The organism is Geodermatophilus sp. SYSU D00698 (genome assembly GCF_054050335.1).
The window spans coordinates 21479-40854 of record NZ_JBJGZD010000011.1; the positions used below are offsets into that span (position 1 = coordinate 21479).

Genomic DNA, 19376 nt, shown 5'->3' on the forward strand with positions numbered 1-19376 from the left:
GGGAGCACCGCGATGAGCCAGACGGCCAGCCAGCCCACGACCGAGCCGGCCGAGGAGGGCGTCCCCCCGCACCGCTACACCCCGGCCCTCGCCCAGCGGATCGAGCTGGAGTGGCAGGACCGGTGGGAGCGGGAGGGGACGTTCCACACGCCCAACCCGGTGGGCCGCCTGTCCGAGGGCTTCGAGCGGGTCGAGGGCCGGCCCAAGACCTTCATCATGGACATGTTCCCGTACCCCTCGGGTGCGGGCCTGCACGTCGGTCACCCCCTGGGCTACCTGGGCACCGACGTCACCAGCCGGTTCCGCCGCATGGACGGCGACAACGTGCTGCACCCGATGGGCTACGACGCCTTCGGCCTGCCCGCCGAGCAGTACGCCGTGCAGACCGGGCAGCACCCGCGGATCACCACCGAGGCCAACATCGCGGCGATCCGGGCGCAGCTGCGCCGGCTGGGCGTCGACCACGACGAGCGCCGCACCTTCGCCACGATCGACCCGGGCTACTACCGGTGGACCCAGTGGATCTTCCTGAAGATCTTCGGCGCCTGGTTCGACGAGCAGGCCGGTCGCGCCCGCCCGGTCGAGGAGCTGGTCGCCGAGCTGGACGCCGGCACCCGCGAGCCCGCGCCGGGCACCAACCCCTCGGGGCGGCCGTGGGCCGAGCTGTCCGACGTGGACAAGCGCAAGGTCGTCGACGCCCACCGGTTGGCCTACCTGCACGAGGCGCCGGTCAACTGGTGCCCGGGCCTGGGCACGGTGCTCTCCAACGAGGAGGTCACCCCCGACGGCCGCTCCGAGCGCGGCAACTTCCCGGTGTTCCGGCGCCCGCTGACCCAGTGGATGATGCGGATCACCGCCTACGCCGAGCGGCTGCTGGCCGACCTGGACCGGCTGGACTGGTCGGACTCGGTCAAGCAGATGCAGCGCAACTGGATCGGCCGCTCGACCGGTGCCCGCATCCGCTTCGCCGCCGGTGACGAGACCATCGAGGTGTTCACCACCCGACCCGACACCCTGTTCGGCGCCACCTACGTGGTGCTCGCGCCCGAGCACCCGCTGGTGGGGACGCTGACCGCCGACGCGTGGCCCGACGGCACCGACCCGCGGTGGACCGGCGGCGCGGCGACCCCGGCCGAGGCGGTGCGCGAGTACCAGCGGCAGGCGTCCCGGCGCTCGGAGCTGGACCGGCAGAACGAGAGCCGGGAGAAGACCGGCGTGTGGCTGGGCACCACCGCCGTCAACCCGGTCACCGGGGCGGAACTGCCCGTCTTCACCGCCGACTACGTGCTGACCGGCTACGGCACCGGCGCGATCATGGCCGTCCCGGGCGAGGACACCCGCGACTGGGAGTTCGCGCTGGCCTTCGGCCTGCCGATCGTGCGCACGGTGCAGCCGCCCGCCGACTTCGACGGCGGCGCGTACACCGGCAGCGGCCCGATGATCAACTCGTCGAACGAGCACGTCTCGCTGGACGGGCTGACCGACAAGGCCGCCGCCATCGCCCGGGTGACCGAGTGGCTGGTGGCCGCCGGGCACGGCGAGGCGACCACCACGTACAAGCTGCGCGACTGGCTGTTCAGCCGGCAGCGCTACTGGGGCGAGCCGTTCCCGATCGTCTACGACGCCGACGGCCTGCCGCGCGCGGTGCCCGAGTCGCTGCTGCCGGTGCTGCTGCCCGACGTCGACGACTACTCGCCGAAGACCTTCGCCGACGACGACGCCGACTCCCAGCCCGAGCCGCCGCTGTCGCGGGTCACCGAGTGGACGACCGTCGAGCTCGACCTGGGCGACGGGCCGAAGCCCTACCGGCGCGAGACCAACACGATGCCCAACTGGGCGGGCTCGTGCTGGTACTACCTGCGCTACCTGGACCCGGGTGACGACACGCAGATGGTCGACCCCGAGCTGGAGCGGTACTGGCTGGGCCCGCAGTCGCCGGGCGACGTCGGCGGCGTGGACCTCTACGTCGGCGGCATGGAGCACGCGGTCCTGCACCTGCTCTACGCCCGCTTCTGGCACAAGGTGCTGCACGACCTGGGCTACGTGTCCAGCGAGGAGCCGTTCCGTCGGCTGGTCAACCAGGGCTACATCTCCGCCTACGCCTACACCGACGAGCGCGGCTTCTACGTGCCCGCGGCCGACGTCGTCGAGCAGGACGGGCAGTTCCTGTACGAGGGCAGGCCGGTCAACCGCGAGTACGGGAAGATCGGCAAGTCCCTGAAGAACATGGTCACGCCCGACGAGATGATCGGCGCCTACGGGGCCGACACGTTCCGGGTGTACGAGATGTCGACCGGGCCGCTGGAGCAGTCGCGTCCGTGGGACACCAAGGCCGTCGTCGGCTCGCAGCGGCTGCTGCAGCGGATCTGGCGGGTCGTCGTCGACGAGGAGACCGGCGCGGTCCGGGCCGCCGACGACGCCGCGCCGTCCGAGGACGTGCTGCGGGCGCTGCACAAGGCGATCGCCGGCGTGCGCGACGGCATGGCGACGCTGCGGTTCAACGTCGCCATCGCCCGGATCGCCGAGCTGACCAACGCGCTGACCGCGGCCTACGGCGCCGAGTCCCCGGTGCCGCGGGCGGTGGCCGAGCCGCTGGTGCTGCTGGTGGCGCCGCTGGCCCCGCACCTGGCCGAGGAGCTGTGGGCCCGCCTCGGGCACCCCGACTCGGTCGCCTGGGCGCCGTTCCCGGTCGCCGACGAGCGGTGGCTGGTCGAGGACACCGTGCAGGTCGCGGTCCAGGTCAACGGCAAGGTGCGGGCGCAGGTGACCGTGCCGGCCGACGCCGACGCCGCGGCCCTGGAGGAGGCGGCGCGGGCCGACGAGAAGGTCGCCGCGCAGCTGGACGGCCGCACCGTGCGGCGCGTGGTCGCCGTCCCCGGCCGGCTGGTCAACTTCGTCGTCGCCTGACCGAGGACCCCGTCCCCCTCACCGCTCGCGAGCCCGCGGCGAGCCTCCGGACGGGGCCGGCCCAGCCCCGGTACCCCGGTTCAGGCGGGGCGGACGCGGATGACCGCGTGCCGCTCGGTGCCCGGCCGGGTCAGCCGCTGCCACAGGCGCGCGCTGCCGTAGGAGACCCGCCACCGCCAGCCGTACCGGCGGGCGAGCGCGGCCCGCGCCTGCCGCCACTCGTGCGGCTGCAGCAGCTCGGCGGTGGCCTCGACGACCGGCCCCGTCACCCGGCCGCGGACGTCGCACGGCGCCACGGTGACCCGAGCGGTGTGCCGCAGCCGCTTCACCTTGCCGGAGTCGGCGCGGGTCCAGACGACGAGCGTGTCGCCGTCGGGTGCGGCCCACACCGGCGTGGGCACCGGCTCGCCGGTGCGGCGGAACGTGGTCAGGCTGACGTACGTGCTGTCCGGCAGGCCGGCCATCAGGCGGCGGGGGCGAGGGTGAGCACCCGCCGCATCGCCGCCTCCACCGTGTCGACCACCTCGGCCACCGGGACGTCGCGCCCCAGCTCGGCGCTCAGCGAGGTGACCCCGGCGTCGGCGATGCCGCACGGGACGATCGCGCCGAACGCGCCGAGGTCGGGGTCGCAGTTGAGCGCGAACCCGTGCATGGTCACCCCGCGCGCGACCCGCACGCCGATCGCGGCGATCTTGCGCTCGGGCCGGAACCGGCTGCCGGGCCCGGGGGCGTCGGCGGCCACCCAGACGCCGCTGCGCCCGTCGACGCGCATCGTCGCGACGCCGACCGAGGCGGACACCTCCATGAGCGCGTCCTCGAGCCGGCGCACGTGGGCGACGACGTCGACCGGGTCGGGCAGGGCCACGATCGGGTAGCCGACGAGCTGGCCGGGCCCGTGCCAGGTGATCTTGCCGCCGCGGTCGACGTCGACCACCGGCGTGCCGTCGAGCGGGCGCTCGTGCGGCTCGGTGCGCCGGCCCGCGGTGTAGACCGACGGGTGCTCGAGCAGCAGCAGCGTGTCCGGCGCCTCCCCGGCGATCCGCGCGGCGTGGATCTCGCGCTGGCGCGCCCAGGCCTCCTCGTAGGGGACGGTGCCGGCCCGGACGACGCGCAGTTCGGTCACGGGACCCAGCCTATGCCCGCGATCACCGCAGCCGGCGGGGCTCGAGGCGGGTCTCCACGGCGGTGCCGTCGGGACCCCGTTCCACCCGGTGGGCCGCCTTGCCCGGCCGGTCGGCGACCGCCTCGACCAGTGCCGTCCCCCGGTAGACCAGGCCCACGCCGTCGTCGGTGGCGTGCCCGGCGGGCAGGGTGCCCTCGGCGACCAGCCGCCGGTACAGCGGGCGGCGCTGTTCCTCGGAGTCGTGGTGGACGCCGTTGGAGGTGGGGATCAGTCCCAGCCCGGTGGTGACCGGCCGCAGGTCGGGGCCGAAGGAGTCGGTGGTGCCGCCGACGTGCCAGCACAGCGACCCCGCCGACACCCCGCCGAGCACCACCCCGGCCCGCCAGCACTCGGCCAGGACCTCGTCGAGGCCGTGCACCCGCCACACCGCCAGCAGGTTGGCCACGCTGCCGCCACCGACCCAGATCACGTCCTGCGCCAGCAGGTGCGCGCGCACGTCGGGGACGGTGGGCATGGGGAACAGGCTCAGGTGGCTGAGCCGGACCGCGCTGCCGGCGAAGGCGCCGTACACGCCGGCCAGGCGCGCGGGGTCGTCGCCGGTGGCGGTGCCCAGGTAGCACAGGCGCGGCTGCGCGGGCGCCCCGGCGAGCTCGACGGCCAGGTCGAACACCGGGCCCGGCGCCCAGTCGTAGGGGCCCCGGCCGCGGGAGTCGAAGCCGATGCTCGTGGCCACGATCGTCGGGGCGGTGGCGGCCATCAGGCCGCCCCGGCCGCGGCCGCGGCCGCGGGCCGCAGCCGGCGCAGCACCGCGACGGCGGTGCGGCGACCGCTGGCCATGGCGCCCTGGATGGACGGGGTGTCCCGGTGGTCGCCGCAGACGTACAGGCCGCCGCCGAGGTCGACCGGGCGGCGCAGCCGCAACGGGGGCAGCGCGGCCGGCTGCGCGCCGGTCACGGTCACCGATGTCAGGTGCCCGAGGTCCGCCGTCGCGACGTCGTGCAACCGGGCCACCTCCCCGCGGACCTCGGCCTCCGGCGTCGGCGCCAGCGAGCTGCTGGCCACCAGGGCGCGGCCGTCGGGGGAGTAGGCCGGCTGGGCGTCGGTGAGCACCACGCTGTTGACCAGGCGGCCGCCCGGCGTCCCCAGGACGATGAGGGGCTCGGGCCACGGCGAGGCCGGCAGCACGTGGTAGTGGGTCGTCACCTGGCGGGGCGCGGCGGCCTCGACCGCCGGCACGAGGACGGCGGCGGTGTCGGGGTCGGTGGCCACCACGACGGCGTCGGCGCGCACCGGACCGGCGTCGCTGTCGACCGAGGTGCCCGAGACCGCGGTGACCCGGACCCCGTGGTGGACGCGCCCCTCACCGACCCGGGCGGCCAGCTGCTCACCGATCGCCTGGATGCCCTGCGCCGGCAGGCCGGTGCCGCCGCGGACGAAGCTGCGCCACAGCAGGTCCAGGTAGCGGCTGGAGGTCTCCAGCCGGTCCTCGAGCAGCACGCCGGCGAAGAACGGCCCGAAGAACCGCTCCAGGGCCGTGGCGCCGACGCCGGCCCGCCGGAGGTGCTCGGCCGCGGAGGTCTCCGGGGCCGCCAGCAGGCTCGGGACCGGCCGGTACCCGGCCCGCGCGGAGAACGCGGCGATCGCCGCCTTGTGCCTCAGGGACCCCACCGGTGCCCGCAGCGTGTCGGCCACCGCGGACGGCCGGCGGCGCGGGTCGGCGACCCGGTGCACGCGGTCGCCGACGCGGACGACCGCCCCGGGGGCGAAGAAGCCGAGGTCGAGGGCGGGCAGGTCGAGGTCGGCGGCGCGCGGGTAGCCGGTGTTGAACACCTGGAAGCCGCGGTCGACGACGAACCCGTCGACCCGCTCGGTGGCCAGCCGACCGCCCGCGGAGGCGGAGGCCTCCAGGAGGTGCACGTCGATCCCCGCGGCGGCCAGGCGGGTGGCCGCCGACAGACCGGCCAGCCCGGCGCCCACGACGACGACCTCGGCACGGGCGGGCAGCGGCATGCCCCGAACCTAGGTGCAGTCGGCGCCGGGCACCCGTCCGGGACGGCGCCTGTGGACGCCGCCCGGGCCTGTGGACGGCGGGGGCGGGGCGGGGCCGGTGCGGCCTACGGTCCCCGCCGTGCCCACCACCCCCGCGCCCAGCGCCGGCCCCGACGACGCCCCGGCGCCGCCGGTCGTGCCCGGCTACCGGCTCGACCGGCTGCTCGGCCGCGGCGGGTCCGGCGAGGTCTGGCGCGCGAGGCCGCGTGACGGCGGCGCGCCGGTGGCGGTGAAGCTGCTCGTGGCCGGCGACGCCGGGCGGCAGGCACGCGAGGCGGCGCTGCTGGGTGCTCTCGACCACCCGCACCTGGTCCGGCTGCACGAGGTGGTGCACCAGCCCCGGCGCGGCGGCCCGGCCCGGGTGGCGCTGGTCCTCGACCTGCTCGAGGGCGGCAGCCTGGCGGCGCTGCTGGCCCGCCGCGGCCGGCTGCGCCCCGGCGAGGTGGTCACCGCGCTGGCGCCGGTGGCGGCCGCGCTGGCCTGCGCGCACGAGCAGGGCGTCGTCCACGGCGACCTGTCCCCGGGGAACGTCGTCTTCACCGCCGAGGGGCGCCCGGTGCTCACCGACCTCGGCGTGGCGCGGGTCCTCGGTGAGGACGCGGCCGGTGAGGTGACCCCGGCCTACGTCGATCCCGCCGTCGCCCGCGGGAGCGCACCCGGCCCGGCCTCGGACGTCTTCGGCGTCGCCGCGGCCGCCTTCCACGCGCTGACCGGTGTCCCGCCGTGGAACGCCGCGACCCCTGCCGACATCCTCGCCGTCGCCGCCGCCGGCGAGCTGCCCGACCTCGCCGAGCTGGCTCCCGGCACGCCGCGCGCGCTGCTCGAGGTGGTCGGCCGCGGCCTGTCGGCCGATCCGCACGCGCGGGGGTCGGCGGCGGCCCTCGCGCTCGACCTGCGGCACGCCTGCCGCCCGGAGCCGGTGCGGCTGCCGACGCCGGGGGTCCCCGACGCCGACCTGACCCGGACCGGCCGCGGGCCGCGCACCGAGCTGACCCACCAGGTGCCCGGCCGGCGCCGCCGGCCCGCGCCCGCCGAGGTCCCCGCACCGTCGGCCCGGTCCTGGCGGCCGGGGGGACCGTTCGTGCGGCGGGCTGCCGCGGGCATCGCGGTCGCCGCCCTGGTGCTGGGCGCGGTGGCGCTCGGGCTGGCGCTGACCCGCTCCGGGCCCGGCGGACCGGCGGCGGCCGCTCCGGCTCCGGCGTCCGCCGGACCGGCGCCGTCCGCGGCGGCGGTCCCGTCGCCCGCGGCGACCGCGTCGTCGGCGCCGGTCCCGTCCTCCGCGCCGGCCCCGCCGCCGTCGGCGGAGCAGGTCGACTGGAGCGCCGTCCTCACCGACCTCTACGACCGCCGCGCGCGGGCGTTCGCCACCGGCTCACCGGCGCTGCTGGACGAGGTCTACACCGCCGACAGCCCGCTGCTGGCCGCCGACCGCGCCCACCTGAGCTCCCTCACCGCCGCCGGCGAGGTGCTGCGCGGCTTCACACCCTCGGTTTCCGGCGTGACGGTCGGGGCCGCGACCACCGGGGACGGGTCCGTGCAGGTGCGGCTGGTCGACAGCTGGCCGGAGTACGCGGTCGTGGCGGCCGCGTCCCCGGACGGCCCGGTGCTGCGCATCGAGGCCGGCCGCGGGGAGACGCCGGTGACGATGGTGCTGGTCCCCGGGAGCGGCGGCTGGCGGATCGGGACCGCGGAGCGGCTGGCGTGAGCCCGGCGGAGGCGTCAGCCGCGGTCGAGCGCCTCGCGGAGGGCGGAGGGCAGGTCCCGGTGCCGGAACGGGTAGCCGGCCGCCAGCAGCCGCGCCGGCACGGCCCGCTGCCCGGCGAGGACGTTGGAGCGCCCGAACTCGCCGAGCGCCGACCGGATGGCGAAGCCGGGCACCGGCAGGACCGTCGGACGGTGCACGGCCCGGCCCAGCTCCCGGACGAACTCCTCGTTGCGCACGGGGTCGGGACCGGTGAGGTTGACCGGCCCGGACACCTCTCCGGCGGTCAGCAGGAAGCGGATGGCGCCCACCTCGTCGTCCAGACTCACCCACGGCCAGTACTGCCGCCCCGACCCCACCCGGCCGCCGAGGCCGAGCCGGAAGACCGTGCCGAGGATGCGCACCAGCATGGCGCCGCGGCCGATGACCAGTCCGGTCCGCAGCGTGACCACCCGGACGCCGGCCTCGGCTGCGGGAGCGGTGGCGGCCTCCCACTGCACGCACACGCGGGCGAGGAAGTCGTCCCCCGGCGGGGCGTCCTCCTCGACCACCCGGTCCCCGGTGTCGCCGTAGTAGCCGACCGCGGAGGCCGACAGCAGCACCCGCCTGCGCGAGGGGTCCTCGGCGGCCGCGGTGGCGAGCGCCTCGGCGATGGTGGTGGTGCTGTCCACCCGGCTGGCCAGCAGGTCCCGCCGGTACGCCTCGGTGAACGGGCGCGGCCGGATCGGCGTGCCGGCGAGGTTCACCACCGCGTCGACGTCGCGCAGCAGCGCCGGGTCGATCCGCCGGTGCTGGGGGTCCCAGCGGTGTTCGTCGGCGGTGCGGGGGGTGCGGCGGACCAGCCGGATGACCTCGTGCCCGTCGGCGCGCAGCTCCGGCACCAGCGTCGACCCGATGAGCCCGGAGGCCCCCGTGACGGCGATCTTCATGACCCTCCTCGTCCCCCCTGCCCGGTACGACGTCGGGCCCCGGCGCGTGCGCCGGGGCCCGACCGGGGGACGTCAGCTCAGGCCGAGCTCACCCTCGAACTGGCCGGCCTCGAGCCGCTCCTTCACCGTGCCGAGGAACCGGGCGGCGTCGGCGCCGTCGACGATCCGGTGGTCGTAGGTGAGGGCCAGGTAGACCATCGAGCGCACCGCGATGACCTCGCCGAGGTCCGGGTCCTGCACGACGACCGGGCGCTTGACCACGGTGCCGGTGCCCAGGATCGCCACCTGCGGCTGGTTGATGATCGGCGTGTCGAACAGGGCGCCGCGGCTGCCGGTGTTGGTCAGCGTGAACGTGCCGCCGCCCAGCTCGTCCGGCGTCACCTTGTTCAGGCGGGTGCGCTCGGCGAGATCGGCGATCTTGCGGGCGAGCCCGCCGATGCTCAGGTCACCGGCGCCGTGGATGACCGGCACGAGCAGGCCGCGCTCGGTGTCGACGGCGACGCCCAGGTTCTCCTGGTCGTGGTAGGTGACCGTGCCGGCCTCCATGTCGACCGAGGAGTTCACGGCCGGGTGGGCCTTGAGCGCCTCGACCGCCGCCTTCGCGAAGAACGGCAGGAACGACAGCTTGACGCCCTCGCGGGCCTCGAAGTCCCGCTTGGCCCGGTCGCGCAGCTTGGCGATCCGGGTGACGTCGACCTCGACGACGGTGGTCAGCTGGGCGCTGACCGCGAGCGACTCGACCATCCGCCGGGCGATGACCCCGCGCAGGCGGGACATCTTCTCGGTGCGGCCGCGCAGCGCGGTGTCCGGCCGGGCAGCCGGCGACGGCGTGGTGGGCCGGCCGGCGGCGGCCGGGGCCGGAGCGGCCGCCGGAGCCGCGGCCGGGGCGGAGGCGGCCTCCGCGGCGGCCAGGACGTCCTGCTTGCGGATGCGGCCGCCCACGCCGGTGCCGGTGATGCCGGCCAGGTCGACGCCGTGCTCGGCGGCCAGGCGGCGGACCAGGGGCGTCACGTAGGTGCCGCCACCGTCGGCCGGGGCCGCGCTCGCCGGAGCCGCGCCTGCCGAGGACGGGGCCTCGGCCCGCGCGGGCTGGGAGGGCTGGTTGCTCTGCTGCGCGCGGACGGTCTCGGCCTCGCCGGACCCGTAGTCGGCCCCGGCGGGGACCGACGGCGGCGCGGCCGGCGGCTGGGGCGCGGGCTGCTCCTGACGCGGCGCCGGAGCGGGAGCCGGAGCGGGGGCCGGGGCCTCCTGCGGGGCGGGTGCCGGCGCGGCGGCGGCGGCAGCGGGGGCACCGCCACCGGCGGCACCGGACCCGATCACCGCCAGCTGGGCGCCGACCTCGACGGTCTCGTCCTCGTTGACCGTGATCGACAGCAGCGTCCCCGACACCGGGGCCGGGATCTCGGTGTCGACCTTGTCGGTCGAGACCTCGAGCAGCGGCTCGTCGGCGGTGACCTCGTCGCCGACCGCCTTGAGCCAGCGGGTGACGGTGCCCTCGGTGACGCTCTCGCCGAGCGCCGGCATGGTCACCGGCGTCCCCTCGCCACCGCCCTGACCACCGCCCTGACCACCGCCCTGGTCGGCGGGGGCGGGGGCCTCGGCGGCGGGGGCGGGCTGCGGCTCGTCGGCGGCGCCAGGGCCGGCGTCCTCCACCTGCTCGACCGGGGTCTGCGGGGTGGTGGCGTCGTCGGCGGAGGCCGGACCGCCGGCACCCGCGCCGTCACCCTCGCCGCCGATCACGGCCAGCTCGGCGCCGACCTCGACGGTCTCGTCCTCGGACACGAGGATCTTGGTGAGGACACCCGCCGCGGGGGAGGGGATCTCGGTGTCGACCTTGTCGGTCGAGACCTCGAGCAGCGGCTCGTCGGCCTCGACCTGCTCACCCTCCTGCTTCAGCCATCGGGTGACCGTGCCCTCGGTGACGCTCTCGCCCAGGGCGGGCATGGTGACGGAGGTCGGCATCGGGGCGGGGCTCCTTCGTGGTGGCGCGGGTGGGGGAGACGGGGAGCGGAGCCGGCCGGCTCAGCTGTGGGCGTGCAGCGGCTTGCCGGCCAGGGCCAGGTGGGCCTCGCCGATCGCCTCGCTCTGCGTGGGGTGCGGGTGGATCAGGGAGGCGACCTCGTCGGGCAGGGCCTCCCAGTTGAAGATCAGCTGCGCCTCGGCGACGAGCTCGCCGACCCGGCTGCCGACCATGTGCACGCCGACGACCGGGCCGTCCTTCTGACGGATCAGCTTGACCGCGCCCTGGGTCTTGAGGATCTGGCTGCGGCCGTTGCCGCCCAGGTCGTAGACGAGGGTCTCGACGTCGCCGTACTTGTCGCGGGCCTGGGTCTCGGTCAGGCCGACCGAGGCGACCTCGGGGTCGGAGTAGGTGACCCGCGGGACGCCCGCGTAGTCGATCGGCACGACCGGGAGGCCGGCCAGCCGCTCGGCGACGAGGATGCCCTCGCCGAACCCGACGTGGGCCAGCTGCAGGGTGGGGATGAGGTCACCGACGGCGGAGATGGTCGGGACGTTGGTCTGGCAGTACTCGTCGACCAGCACGTAGCCGCGGTCCATCGCGACGCCGGCCTCCTCGTAGCCCAGGCCCTGGCTGACCGGGCCGCGGCCGATGGCCACCAGCACGATCTCGGCCTCGAACTCCTTGCCGTTCTGCAGGCTGACCTTGACGCCGTTCTCGGTGGACTGCACCGAGGACACCATGTTGCCGAGCTCGAAGTTGATCTTCCGGCGGCGGAAGGCGCGCTCGAGGAGCTTGGAGGAGTTCTCGTCCTCCAGCGGCACCAGGTGCTTGAGGCCCTCGATGATCGTGACGTCGACGCCGAAGGACTTCCAGGCGCTGGCGAACTCGCAGCCGATGACACCGCCGCCCAGGATGATCGCCGAGGTCGGGACGCGGTCGAGCGCGAGGGCCTGCTCGCTGTCCAGGACGCGGACGCCGTCGAGCTCGACGCCCGGGATGGAGCGCGAGTAGGAGCCGGTGGCCAGCAGCACGTGGCGGCCCTCGTAGGTCTGGCCGTCGACCGCCACCGCGGTGGGGGAGACCAGCCGGCCCTCGCCCTCGACGTAGGTGATCTTGCGGCTCCTGATCAGGCCCTGCAGGCCCTTGTACAGCCGCGAGACGACGCCGTCCTTGTAGGAGTGGACGCCGTCCATGTCGATGCCGGCCAGCGAGGTCTTCACCCCGAACTGCTCGCCCTCGCGGGCCAGGTCGGCGACCTCACCGGCGTGCAGCAGGGCCTTGGTGGGGATGCACCCGCGGTGCAGGCAGGTGCCGCCGACCTTGTCCTTCTCGATCAGGACGACCGACATCCCCAGCTCCGCGGCCCGCAGCGCGGCGGCGTAGCCACCCGAGCCACCACCGAGGATGACCAGGTCGGCGGGGGTGGTGGGTGCGCTCACGACGTGCTCCTCGATGCTCTCGGCCTGCCCCACCGGAACGGGTGGGGGATGGTCCTCGACCATCCTGCCACTCCAGGTGACGGCGCAGGCCGAGGGCGGTTGCGCGCCGCGTGCGGCCGGGGTCCCCGGCCGCACGGGCGGTCAGCGGGTCAGCAGGTCCTCGATGGTCGCCAGCAGGGTGCGGACCGGCACCCCGGTGCCGCCCTTGGGCGTGTAGCCCCAGGGCGCGCCGGTGTTGAAGCTGGGGCCGGCGATGTCGACGTGCGCCCAGGGCAGCCCGGCCGGGACGAACTCGGCGAGGAAGTGAGCCCCGACGAGCATGCCGCCCATCCGGTCGGCGTTGGCGTTGACGAAGTCGGCGACCGGCGAGTCGATGCCGCGCCGCAGCTCCTCGGGCATCGGCATCGGCCACATCGGCTCGCCGCTGCGCCGGCTGGCCGCGACGACGGCGTCGCGCAGGTCGTCGCTGCCCATGACGCCGGCGGTGCGCGCGCCGAGGGCGACCAGCTGGGCGCCGGTGAGGGTCGAGGTCTCGAGCAGGACGTCCGGGGAGTCCTCGGCCGCGCGCGCGATGGCGTCGGCCAGGATCACCCGGCCCTCGGCGTCGGTGTTGGTGATCTCGGCCTTCTTGCCGTTGCGGAAGGTGACCACGTCGGCGGGGCGGTACGCGGTGCCGCTGGGCAGGTTCTCCGCCATCGGGACGGTGGCGGTCACCTCGACCGGCAGGCCGAGCTGGGCGACCAGGCACACGGTGGCGATCACGGCCGCGGCGCCGGCCATGTCGCTCTTCATCTCGTCCATCTTCGCGGCGGGCTTGATCGACAGGCCGCCGCTGTCGAAGGTGATGCCCTTGCCGACGAGAGCGACCTTCTTCTGCGCCCTCTTGCCCGTGTAGGTCATCCGCAGCAGCCGCGGGCCGCGCGCAGAGCCGGCGCCGACGGCCAGGATGCCGCCGTAGCCGCCGGCGACGAGGTCGTCCTCGTCGAGCACCTCGACCTTCAGGCCGGCCGCCTTGCCGGCCGCGGCGCCGCGCGAGGCGAGCTCGGCCGGGTGGAGGTCGTTGGGCGGGGTGTTGACCAGGTCCCGCACCAGCGCGACCGCGTCGGCCACGGCGCGGACCCGCGCCAGCGGGGCCTTGGCCGCACCGGCGTCGGGGACGACGACCGTGAACTCGCGCGGTGGGGTGGGCCGGTCGGCGGGCAGGTCGGACTTGTAGGCGGTGAACTCGTACGCGCCCAGCAGGGCGCCCTCGCCGACGGCGTGCAGCCGCCCGGCGTCGGGGGTCCCGCCGACGGCGGCCAGCAGGGTCACGACCGAGCCCCGCCCGGTCAGCGCGCGGCTGGCGGCGCCGGCGGCACGCCGGATCGCCTCGGGGGAGTACCCGCCGGTGGCCTCGGGGGCGCCGAGCCCGACGGCGGCGACGACCGGGAACGGCCCCTGCCCGAGGCTGGCCACCCGGGTGACCTCGTCCTGGGCGCCGCGTGCCCCGAGGTCGGCCAGGGCGGGCAGCAGCCGGCCGCCGAGCAGCCGGTCCACGGCCTCCGCGCCCGGCGTGGGCAGCGGGCCGGCGGACCCCTTCCCGATGCCGACGACGACGGCGTCGGCGGGCGTCTTCTCGAGCGGGCGGTCGGTGGCGGTGATCGTGGGCGGCACCGCTCGATCCTAGAAGGACCCCCGTGTGCCCCACGCCTCGCCGGCCCGGCGCGGGTCCCTGCACGGGGGCCGTTCCAGCAGGTCGCCGGATAGCGTGCGGGGGTGACCGCGCGGACCTCGCCCCTCCACGACCGCCACGTGGCCGCCGGCGCCAAGCTGGCCGACTTCGGCGGCTGGTCGATGCCGATCGAGTACGCCGGCGGCGGGGTGCTCGCCGAGCACGCCGCCGTGCGGGAGGCGGTGGGCCTGTTCGACGTCTCGCACCTGGGCACCGGCACCGTGCGCGGGCCCGGCGCCGCGGCCCTGGTCGACGCCTGCCTGACCAACGACCTCGGGCGGATCGGGCCGGGGCAGGCGCAGTACACGCTGTGCTGCGTCCCCGACGGCGAGGCCGACGCCGGCGGCGTGGTCGACGACCTCATCGTCTACCTGCACTCACCCGACGACGTGCTGCTCGTGCCCAACGCCGCCAACGCGCAGGAGGTCCTCGCGCGGCTCGCGGCCGCCGCGCCGGACGGCGTCACGGTGACCGACCGGCACGAGGAGGTCGCCGTCCTCGCCGTGCAGGGGCCGCGCTCCGCCGCCGTCGTCGAGGCCGCCGGACTGGCCGCCGGACTGGACTACATGGCGTTCGCGGGCGGGGAAGGGCAGGAGGTCACCGTCTGCCGCACCGGCTACACCGGCGAGCACGGCTACGAGCTGCTCGTCGCCGCCGAGCGGGCCGGCGCGCTGTGGGACCGGCTGCTCGAGGCCGGCGCCGCCGAGGGGATCCGCCCGTGCGGGCTGGGCGCGCGGGACACGCTGCGCACCGAGATGGGCTACCCGCTGCACGGGCACGAGCTGTCCCGCCGGATCACCCCCAACCAGGCGCGCAGCGGCTGGGCGGTCGGGTGGAGGAAGCCCGCGTTCTGGGGGCGGCAGGCGCTGCTGGCCGAGCGGGAGGCCGGCGCGACGCGGCTGCTGTGGGGCCTGCGCGCCACCGGCCGCGGCATCCCGCGTCCCGGCATGGACGTGCTCGACGAGTCCGGCCGCCGCGTCGGCGAGGTCACCAGCGGCACCTTCTCCCCGACGCTGCGCACCGGGATCGCGCTGGCCTTGCTCGACGCCGCGGCCGGCATCGCCCCGGACACCCCGCTCGCCGTCGACGTCCGGGGCCGCCCGCAGCCCGTCGTCGCCGTCCGGCCGCCGTTCGTGCCCTCCCACGTGCGCTGAGAGCAGGACTGCCGGGGAGGGGCTCAGGCCTTCTGCTTCGACTCCTTCGTGGGCTCGGGCGAGTCGGGCAGCTCATCGGCCATCGTGGCGTTGCGCTGGCCCATGGGGACCGGCGGGCCCTCGGTGGTGTCCTCGGCCGTCTGGTGCTCGGCCTCGGAGTTGATCTCCGCGCCGAGCAGGACCAGGTAGCAGGTCAGGTACAGCCACAGCATCAGCACGATGACGCCGGCGATGGCGCCGTAGGTCTTGTCGTACGAGCCGAAGTTGTTGACGTAGAAGCTGAAGCCCAGGCTGACCAGCGCCCAGATGACCGTGACGACGATCGCGCCGAGGCTCACCCACTTGAGCTGCGGTGCGTCGCGGTCGGGAGCGACCCGGTAGAGCACCGCCAGCGAGCCGGCGAACACCCCGAGCAGCAGGACCCACCGCAGGACCTGCGCCAGGACCGTGCCGACGACGCCGAGGGGCAGCGCGTCCATCACGACCGGCACCACCGCGACCAGCGCGAAGGTGACCAGCACGAACACGATGGCGCCGAGCGTGAGCCCGAGCGCCATCGCCTTGCGCTTGACGAAGCCGCGGGTCTCCACCTCGTCGTAGGCGATGTTCACCGCGGTGATGACGTTGCCCGTGCCGCCGGACGCCGACCACAGCGCCGCGAGCACCGAGACCACGAGCGACAGCGACAGCGCGCCGCCGCTGTTCTGCGTGATCGCGGTCAGCTGGTCGCCGATCAGCGCCGCCGCCTCGTCGGGCAGCTGGGCCGAGAGGCTCTCGACCTGCCGGGCGACGGTCTCCGGCGAGGCCACGAGCCCGTAGATGGAGATCGTCGCGATCAGCGCCGGGAAGATCGCGAGGAAGGCGAAGAACGCGACGCCGCCGGCGATGATCGGCATGTTGTCGGCGTTGTTCTCCGCCCACGCCCGCTTGACGATCTGCTTCCAGCCCCGGGCCGGGATCTCGGTGGGCTTGTCCGCGTGCATCCCGGGGAGCTCGGCCGGCGTCGGGCCGCCGGGTGGCACCCGGCCCGGACCGGCGGCCTCCTCACCCCGGGCGGCCCGCTGCGCCGCCTCCCGCGCGGCCGCCCGCCGGGCGGCCTTCTCCTCGACCCGCTCGCGGATCCGGTCGACCGCGCTGTCGCGCTGCCTGGTCCCGCCCATCTGCGGCCCCCTCCCGTCGGTCGCCGTCCGGCCGGGCGGCGTCAGTCGCCCGGCCAGCTGCCGGTGAGCTTGGTGAAGCCGCGCGCGCCGGCGCGGTCGATCGCCGCCTTGGTGGCGGCGAAGATCGCGCCCTGGATCGCCGCGGCGAGGACCACCTCGCGCATGCGGTACTCGCTCTGCAGCGCGTCGGGGGCGTCGTCCTCCCCGGAGATGCGCTTCCACACCTGCTTGAAGACCGCCCCGGAGACGACACCGGCGAGGATGCCCCCGACCAGGCCGACCGGGCGGTAGACGAGCTTCGCGCCCTTGCTGCTCACTTCCGCACCCTCCTCGCGGCCTTCCGGGTCCGCTGCCTCGTCCTCCGCGCGTTCCTCGCCACCGCCCGGCGGGCCCGGGCCGCCTCGCGGGCGGCCTCCTTGCGGGCCCGGTGGGCCTCGGCGCGGGCCTGCGCCACGGCGGCCGTCGACCCGGTGGCGGCGGCCGCGGCCCGGCGGTGCCTGCGCCGCCGCCGCCAGACGAGCAGCCCGACCAGGCCTGCGAGCGCGGCACCGGCGCCGATGACGGTGGGCGGGCTCTCACGGTAGGTCTCGACGGCGGTGTCCTTGGCCCGAGCCGCGCCCTCCTTGGCCCGGGCGGGGACGTCGAGGCGGTGGCTGAGCTCGTCGACGGTGCGGCCGAGCTGCTCCCGGGTGGCCTCGATCTCGGCCTTGATGGCCTCGGGGTCGGTGGGGCCGTTCGCGGCGGCGTCGTCGGGCCGGGAGCCGCCGGTCGGGGTGCTCATCGGCGCGCACTCTCCTTCACCGTCGCGATGTCGGCCTTGGTGCTGGCGATCGCCTCGGTCGGCACCGGCGGCGTGCCCTTCTGCACGTCCTTCTTGCCGACCAGCGCCAGGACCCCGGCGACGGCGAACAGCACCACCGCCACGATCAGGGCGGCGAGCCAGGCGGGCAGGACGACGTCCAGGGCCAGGACGGCGGTGGCGACCAGCACGCACAGCCCGAGGAAGCCGAACAGCCCGGCGCCGCCGAACAGGCCGGCGCCGATGCCCAGGCGCTTGGCCTTCTGCGTCATCTCGGCCTGGGCGAGGCGCGCCTCGTCGCGGACCAGGCGGGAGACCTGCTCGGTCAGCTGGCTGATCAGCTGGCCGGTCGAGGCCTCGTCGGTCGACGGCGGCGGGGGTGTGGCGCGCGAGGCGCCCGCGGGGGGCACGGTCATCGGTCCTCCGGGGAACGGGGCGGTCGATGACCTCCCATGCCCGGGGAGATCGGCGGCGTAACCCCGCGGGTGGTCACACCCCGGACACGACGCGGGCGGACGGCGCGGTCACTACCCTCGCGCCATGAGCTGGACGTGGCGGCTGGAGGACCCGACCGGCGCGACCCTGGACCCGGCGGCGCTCGGCGTCGAGGTGCCGCCCGCGGACAACCAGGGCGACGCCGAGTCGTGGCTCGGGGAGAACTGGCGGGACCTGCTGGCCCGGGGCGTGGCCACGGTGAGCCTGTTCGACGGCGACACCAAGGCGTACGGGCCGATGGCGCTGGCCCCGGCCTGAACCTCGACCTGAGGTCCAGGCCGGGGTCGGTCAGCCCCGGGCGGTCTTCGCCGGGTCGCGCTCGACGACGTCGCCGAGCACCTCGTCGATGCGCGCCATCACGTCGTCCTCGAGGTGCACACCCGCGGCCTTCACGTTGTCGTGCACCTGCTCCGGGCGGGTCGCGCCGATGATCGCCGCGGCCACGTTGTCGTTCTGCAGCACCCAGGCGACGGCGAGCTGGGCCATGGACAGGCCGAGGTCGTCGGCGACGGCCCGCAGCTCCTGCACGCGGCTGAGGACGTCGTCGCGCAGGAAGCCGCGCATCGACTGCCCGGCCTCGCTGTGCCCGGCCCGGCTGTCGGCCGGCGGCTGCTCGCCCGGCCGGTACTTGCCGGTGAGCACGCCCTGGGCCAGCGGCGACCAGACGATCTGCGACACGCCCTCGCGCTGCGACGTCGGGACGACCTCGCCCTCGATGACCCGCCACAGCATGGAGTACTGCGGCTGGTTGCTGATCAGCTGGATGCCGAGGTCGCGGGCCAGCGCCGCGCCGGCGGCGATCTCCTCGGCCCGCCACTCCGAGACGCCGACGTAGAGGACCTTGCCCGCCCGCACCAGGTCGGCGAAGGCGGTCATCGTCTCCTCGAGCGGCACCGTCGGGTCGTACCGGTGCGCCTGGTAGAGGTCGATGTGGTCGGTCTGCAGCCGCCGCAGCGAGGCGTCGCAGCTCTCGGTGACGTGCTTGCGGCCCAGGCCGCGGTCGTTGGGGCCGGGGCCGGTGGGCCAGTAGACCTTGGTGAAGATCTCCAGGCCCTCGCGGCGCTGGCCGGCCAGGGCGCGGCCGAGCACCGACTCGGCGCGGGTGCCGGCGTAGACGTCGGCGGTGTCGAAGGTCGTGATGCCGGCGTCGAGGGCGGCGCGCACGCAGGCCTGCGCGGCGTCCTCCTCGACCTGGCCCCCGTGGGTGAGCCAGTTGCCGTAGGCGATCTCGGAGATGGTCAGGCCGGAACGGCCGAGGCGTCGGTACTCCACGTGCCCCGACGCTAGTGCCGGCTAGACCTCGGCGCCGACCGCGACCTCGGGCTTCGGGAACCGCCAGCGGCGGATCATCGTCGCCCGGCTGACGCCGTACCAGACCAGGCCCTTCATCCGGTGCGGCTGGTCGGGGAAGCGCCGGCGGACGGTCCTCGAGATCCGCCGGCCCAGGAACACCGAGTCGACGATGATCACCAGGAAGAACAGGAACCAGACGAAGACCGTGTAGTTCTGCACCGCCGGGTTCGGGATGAAGTACCCGACCAGCACCAGCGCGGCGACGGGCAGGAAGAAGCTGCCCGCGTTGCGGCGCGCGTCGACCAGGTCGCGCACGAGCTTGCGCACCGGGCCGCGGTCGCGCGCCGGGAGGTAGGCGTCGTCGCCGCGCGCCATGCCCGCCCGGGTGTCGGCCCGCCGCTGCGCCTGCTGCTGGCGCATGCGGGCGTAGGCCTCCTTGCGCGTGGTGGGCGGCGGCGGGGGAGGACCGGGACGGCGGCCCTGCGCCTCGGCGCGCCTGGGCGTCGGGCGACCCTTGCCGCCGGCCTTCACCAGTTGCTGCTCGGTCAGGTCGGCGGCGGTGTCCGGGGCGGTCTCGGCGGCGCGGTCCCGGCGCCCGGGCAGGCGGAGCTTCACGGCTGCGAGTCTACGTGCGGCCCCGCGGGGGACTGGC

18 protein-coding genes are annotated in these 19376 nt (G+C 75.8%); 4 read left to right on the top strand and 14 right to left on the bottom strand.

From position 1 onward, the window contains the following. Positions 1-12 precede the first annotated feature (12 nt). Complete coding sequence (gene leuS, locus ACI8AB_RS11865) at positions 13-2907, top strand: leucine--tRNA ligase (protein ID WP_456950298.1); 2895 nt, start codon at positions 13-15, stop codon at positions 2905-2907. 80 nt (positions 2908-2987) lie between these two features. Here the strand turns inward: leuS and ACI8AB_RS11870 are convergent, their stop codons facing one another. From ACI8AB_RS11870 to ACI8AB_RS11885, 4 genes are read right to left on the bottom strand one after another with little or no spacing between them, the layout of a single operon-like run. Beyond that, positions 2988-3371, bottom strand: coding sequence for a PPOX class F420-dependent oxidoreductase (locus tag ACI8AB_RS11870; RefSeq protein ID WP_387989172.1), 384 nt, complete (start codon positions 3369-3371; stop codon positions 2988-2990). After that, complete coding sequence (lipB, locus tag ACI8AB_RS11875; RefSeq protein ID WP_456950299.1) at positions 3371-4030, bottom strand: lipoyl(octanoyl) transferase LipB; 660 nt, start codon at positions 4028-4030, stop codon at positions 3371-3373. The genes ACI8AB_RS11870 and lipB overlap by 1 nt, the downstream gene beginning before the upstream one ends. A gap of 22 nt (positions 4031-4052) precedes the next feature. Continuing rightward, entirely contained in the window at positions 4053-4787 is a 735-nt protein-coding gene (locus ACI8AB_RS11880; protein ID WP_456950300.1) for a Type 1 glutamine amidotransferase-like domain-containing protein, read from the bottom strand. Then, positions 4787-6040 carry an NAD(P)/FAD-dependent oxidoreductase gene (locus ACI8AB_RS11885; RefSeq protein WP_456950301.1) on the bottom strand — a complete coding sequence of 418 codons (1254 nt, stop codon included), beginning with the start codon at positions 6038-6040 and terminating at the stop codon, positions 4787-4789. The genes ACI8AB_RS11880 and ACI8AB_RS11885 overlap by 1 nt, the downstream gene beginning before the upstream one ends. Before the next feature lie 118 nt (positions 6041-6158). Between ACI8AB_RS11885 and ACI8AB_RS11890 the strand changes: the two genes are divergently transcribed. Beyond that, a complete protein-coding gene (locus ACI8AB_RS11890; RefSeq protein ID WP_456950302.1) occupies positions 6159-7784 on the top strand; it encodes a serine/threonine-protein kinase in 1626 nt (541 codons plus the stop codon). Positions 7785-7798: 14 nt separating this feature from the next. Here the strand turns inward: ACI8AB_RS11890 and ACI8AB_RS11895 are convergent, their stop codons facing one another. The 4 genes from ACI8AB_RS11895 to ACI8AB_RS11910 all read right to left on the bottom strand — a co-directional run bounded on the left by ACI8AB_RS11895 (position 7799) and on the right by ACI8AB_RS11910 (position 13765). After that, a complete protein-coding gene (locus tag ACI8AB_RS11895; protein WP_456950303.1) occupies positions 7799-8710 on the bottom strand; it encodes a TIGR01777 family oxidoreductase in 912 nt (303 codons plus the stop codon). Between the two features lie 72 nt (positions 8711-8782). After that, positions 8783-10672, bottom strand: coding sequence for a 2-oxoglutarate dehydrogenase, E2 component, dihydrolipoamide succinyltransferase (sucB, locus tag ACI8AB_RS11900; protein WP_456950304.1), 1890 nt, complete (start codon positions 10670-10672; stop codon positions 8783-8785). Between the two features lie 60 nt (positions 10673-10732). Next, on the bottom strand, positions 10733-12112 hold the full coding sequence (gene lpdA / locus ACI8AB_RS11905) for a dihydrolipoyl dehydrogenase (protein WP_456950305.1): 1380 nt from the start codon (positions 12110-12112) through the stop codon (positions 10733-10735). A 141-nt stretch (positions 12113-12253) separates the two neighbouring features. Further along, a complete protein-coding gene (locus ACI8AB_RS11910) occupies positions 12254-13765 on the bottom strand; it encodes a leucyl aminopeptidase (RefSeq protein WP_456950306.1) in 1512 nt (503 codons plus the stop codon). 102 nt (positions 13766-13867) lie between these two features. Here ACI8AB_RS11910 and gcvT point away from each other — a divergent pair, with 102 nt between their 5' ends. Further along, a complete protein-coding gene (gene gcvT / locus ACI8AB_RS11915) occupies positions 13868-14977 on the top strand; it encodes a glycine cleavage system aminomethyltransferase GcvT (protein WP_456950307.1) in 1110 nt (369 codons plus the stop codon). Positions 14978-15000: 23 nt separating this feature from the next. Here gcvT and ACI8AB_RS11920 read toward each other — a convergent pair whose 3' ends face one another. From ACI8AB_RS11920 to ACI8AB_RS11935, 4 genes are read right to left on the bottom strand one after another with little or no spacing between them, the layout of a single operon-like run. Continuing rightward, positions 15001-16137 (bottom strand): YihY/virulence factor BrkB family protein, encoded by a 1137-nt coding sequence (locus ACI8AB_RS11920; protein WP_456950308.1) that lies wholly within the window; start codon positions 16135-16137, stop codon positions 15001-15003. A 41-nt stretch (positions 16138-16178) separates the two neighbouring features. After that, positions 16179-16454, bottom strand: coding sequence for a DUF4235 domain-containing protein (locus ACI8AB_RS11925; protein WP_387989205.1), 276 nt, complete (start codon positions 16452-16454; stop codon positions 16179-16181). Next, a complete protein-coding gene (locus ACI8AB_RS11930; RefSeq protein ID WP_456950309.1) occupies positions 16451-16918 on the bottom strand; it encodes a DUF3618 domain-containing protein in 468 nt (155 codons plus the stop codon). The genes ACI8AB_RS11925 and ACI8AB_RS11930 overlap by 4 nt, the downstream gene beginning before the upstream one ends. Then, complete coding sequence (locus ACI8AB_RS11935; protein WP_387989211.1) at positions 16915-17352, bottom strand: phage holin family protein; 438 nt, start codon at positions 17350-17352, stop codon at positions 16915-16917. The genes ACI8AB_RS11930 and ACI8AB_RS11935 overlap by 4 nt, the downstream gene beginning before the upstream one ends. 124 nt (positions 17353-17476) lie before the next feature. Between ACI8AB_RS11935 and ACI8AB_RS11940 the strand changes: the two genes are divergently transcribed. Further along, positions 17477-17689, top strand: coding sequence for a hypothetical protein (locus ACI8AB_RS11940; protein WP_387989214.1), 213 nt, complete (start codon positions 17477-17479; stop codon positions 17687-17689). A 30-nt stretch (positions 17690-17719) separates the two neighbouring features. Here the strand turns inward: ACI8AB_RS11940 and ACI8AB_RS11945 are convergent, their stop codons facing one another. Both ACI8AB_RS11945 and ACI8AB_RS11950 read right to left on the bottom strand, forming a co-directional pair. After that, positions 17720-18703, bottom strand: coding sequence for an aldo/keto reductase family protein (locus tag ACI8AB_RS11945; RefSeq protein WP_456950310.1), 984 nt, complete (start codon positions 18701-18703; stop codon positions 17720-17722). A 21-nt stretch (positions 18704-18724) separates the two neighbouring features. Beyond that, a complete protein-coding gene (locus tag ACI8AB_RS11950) occupies positions 18725-19339 on the bottom strand; it encodes a DUF3043 domain-containing protein (protein ID WP_387989220.1) in 615 nt (204 codons plus the stop codon). Positions 19340-19376 lie beyond the last annotated feature (37 nt).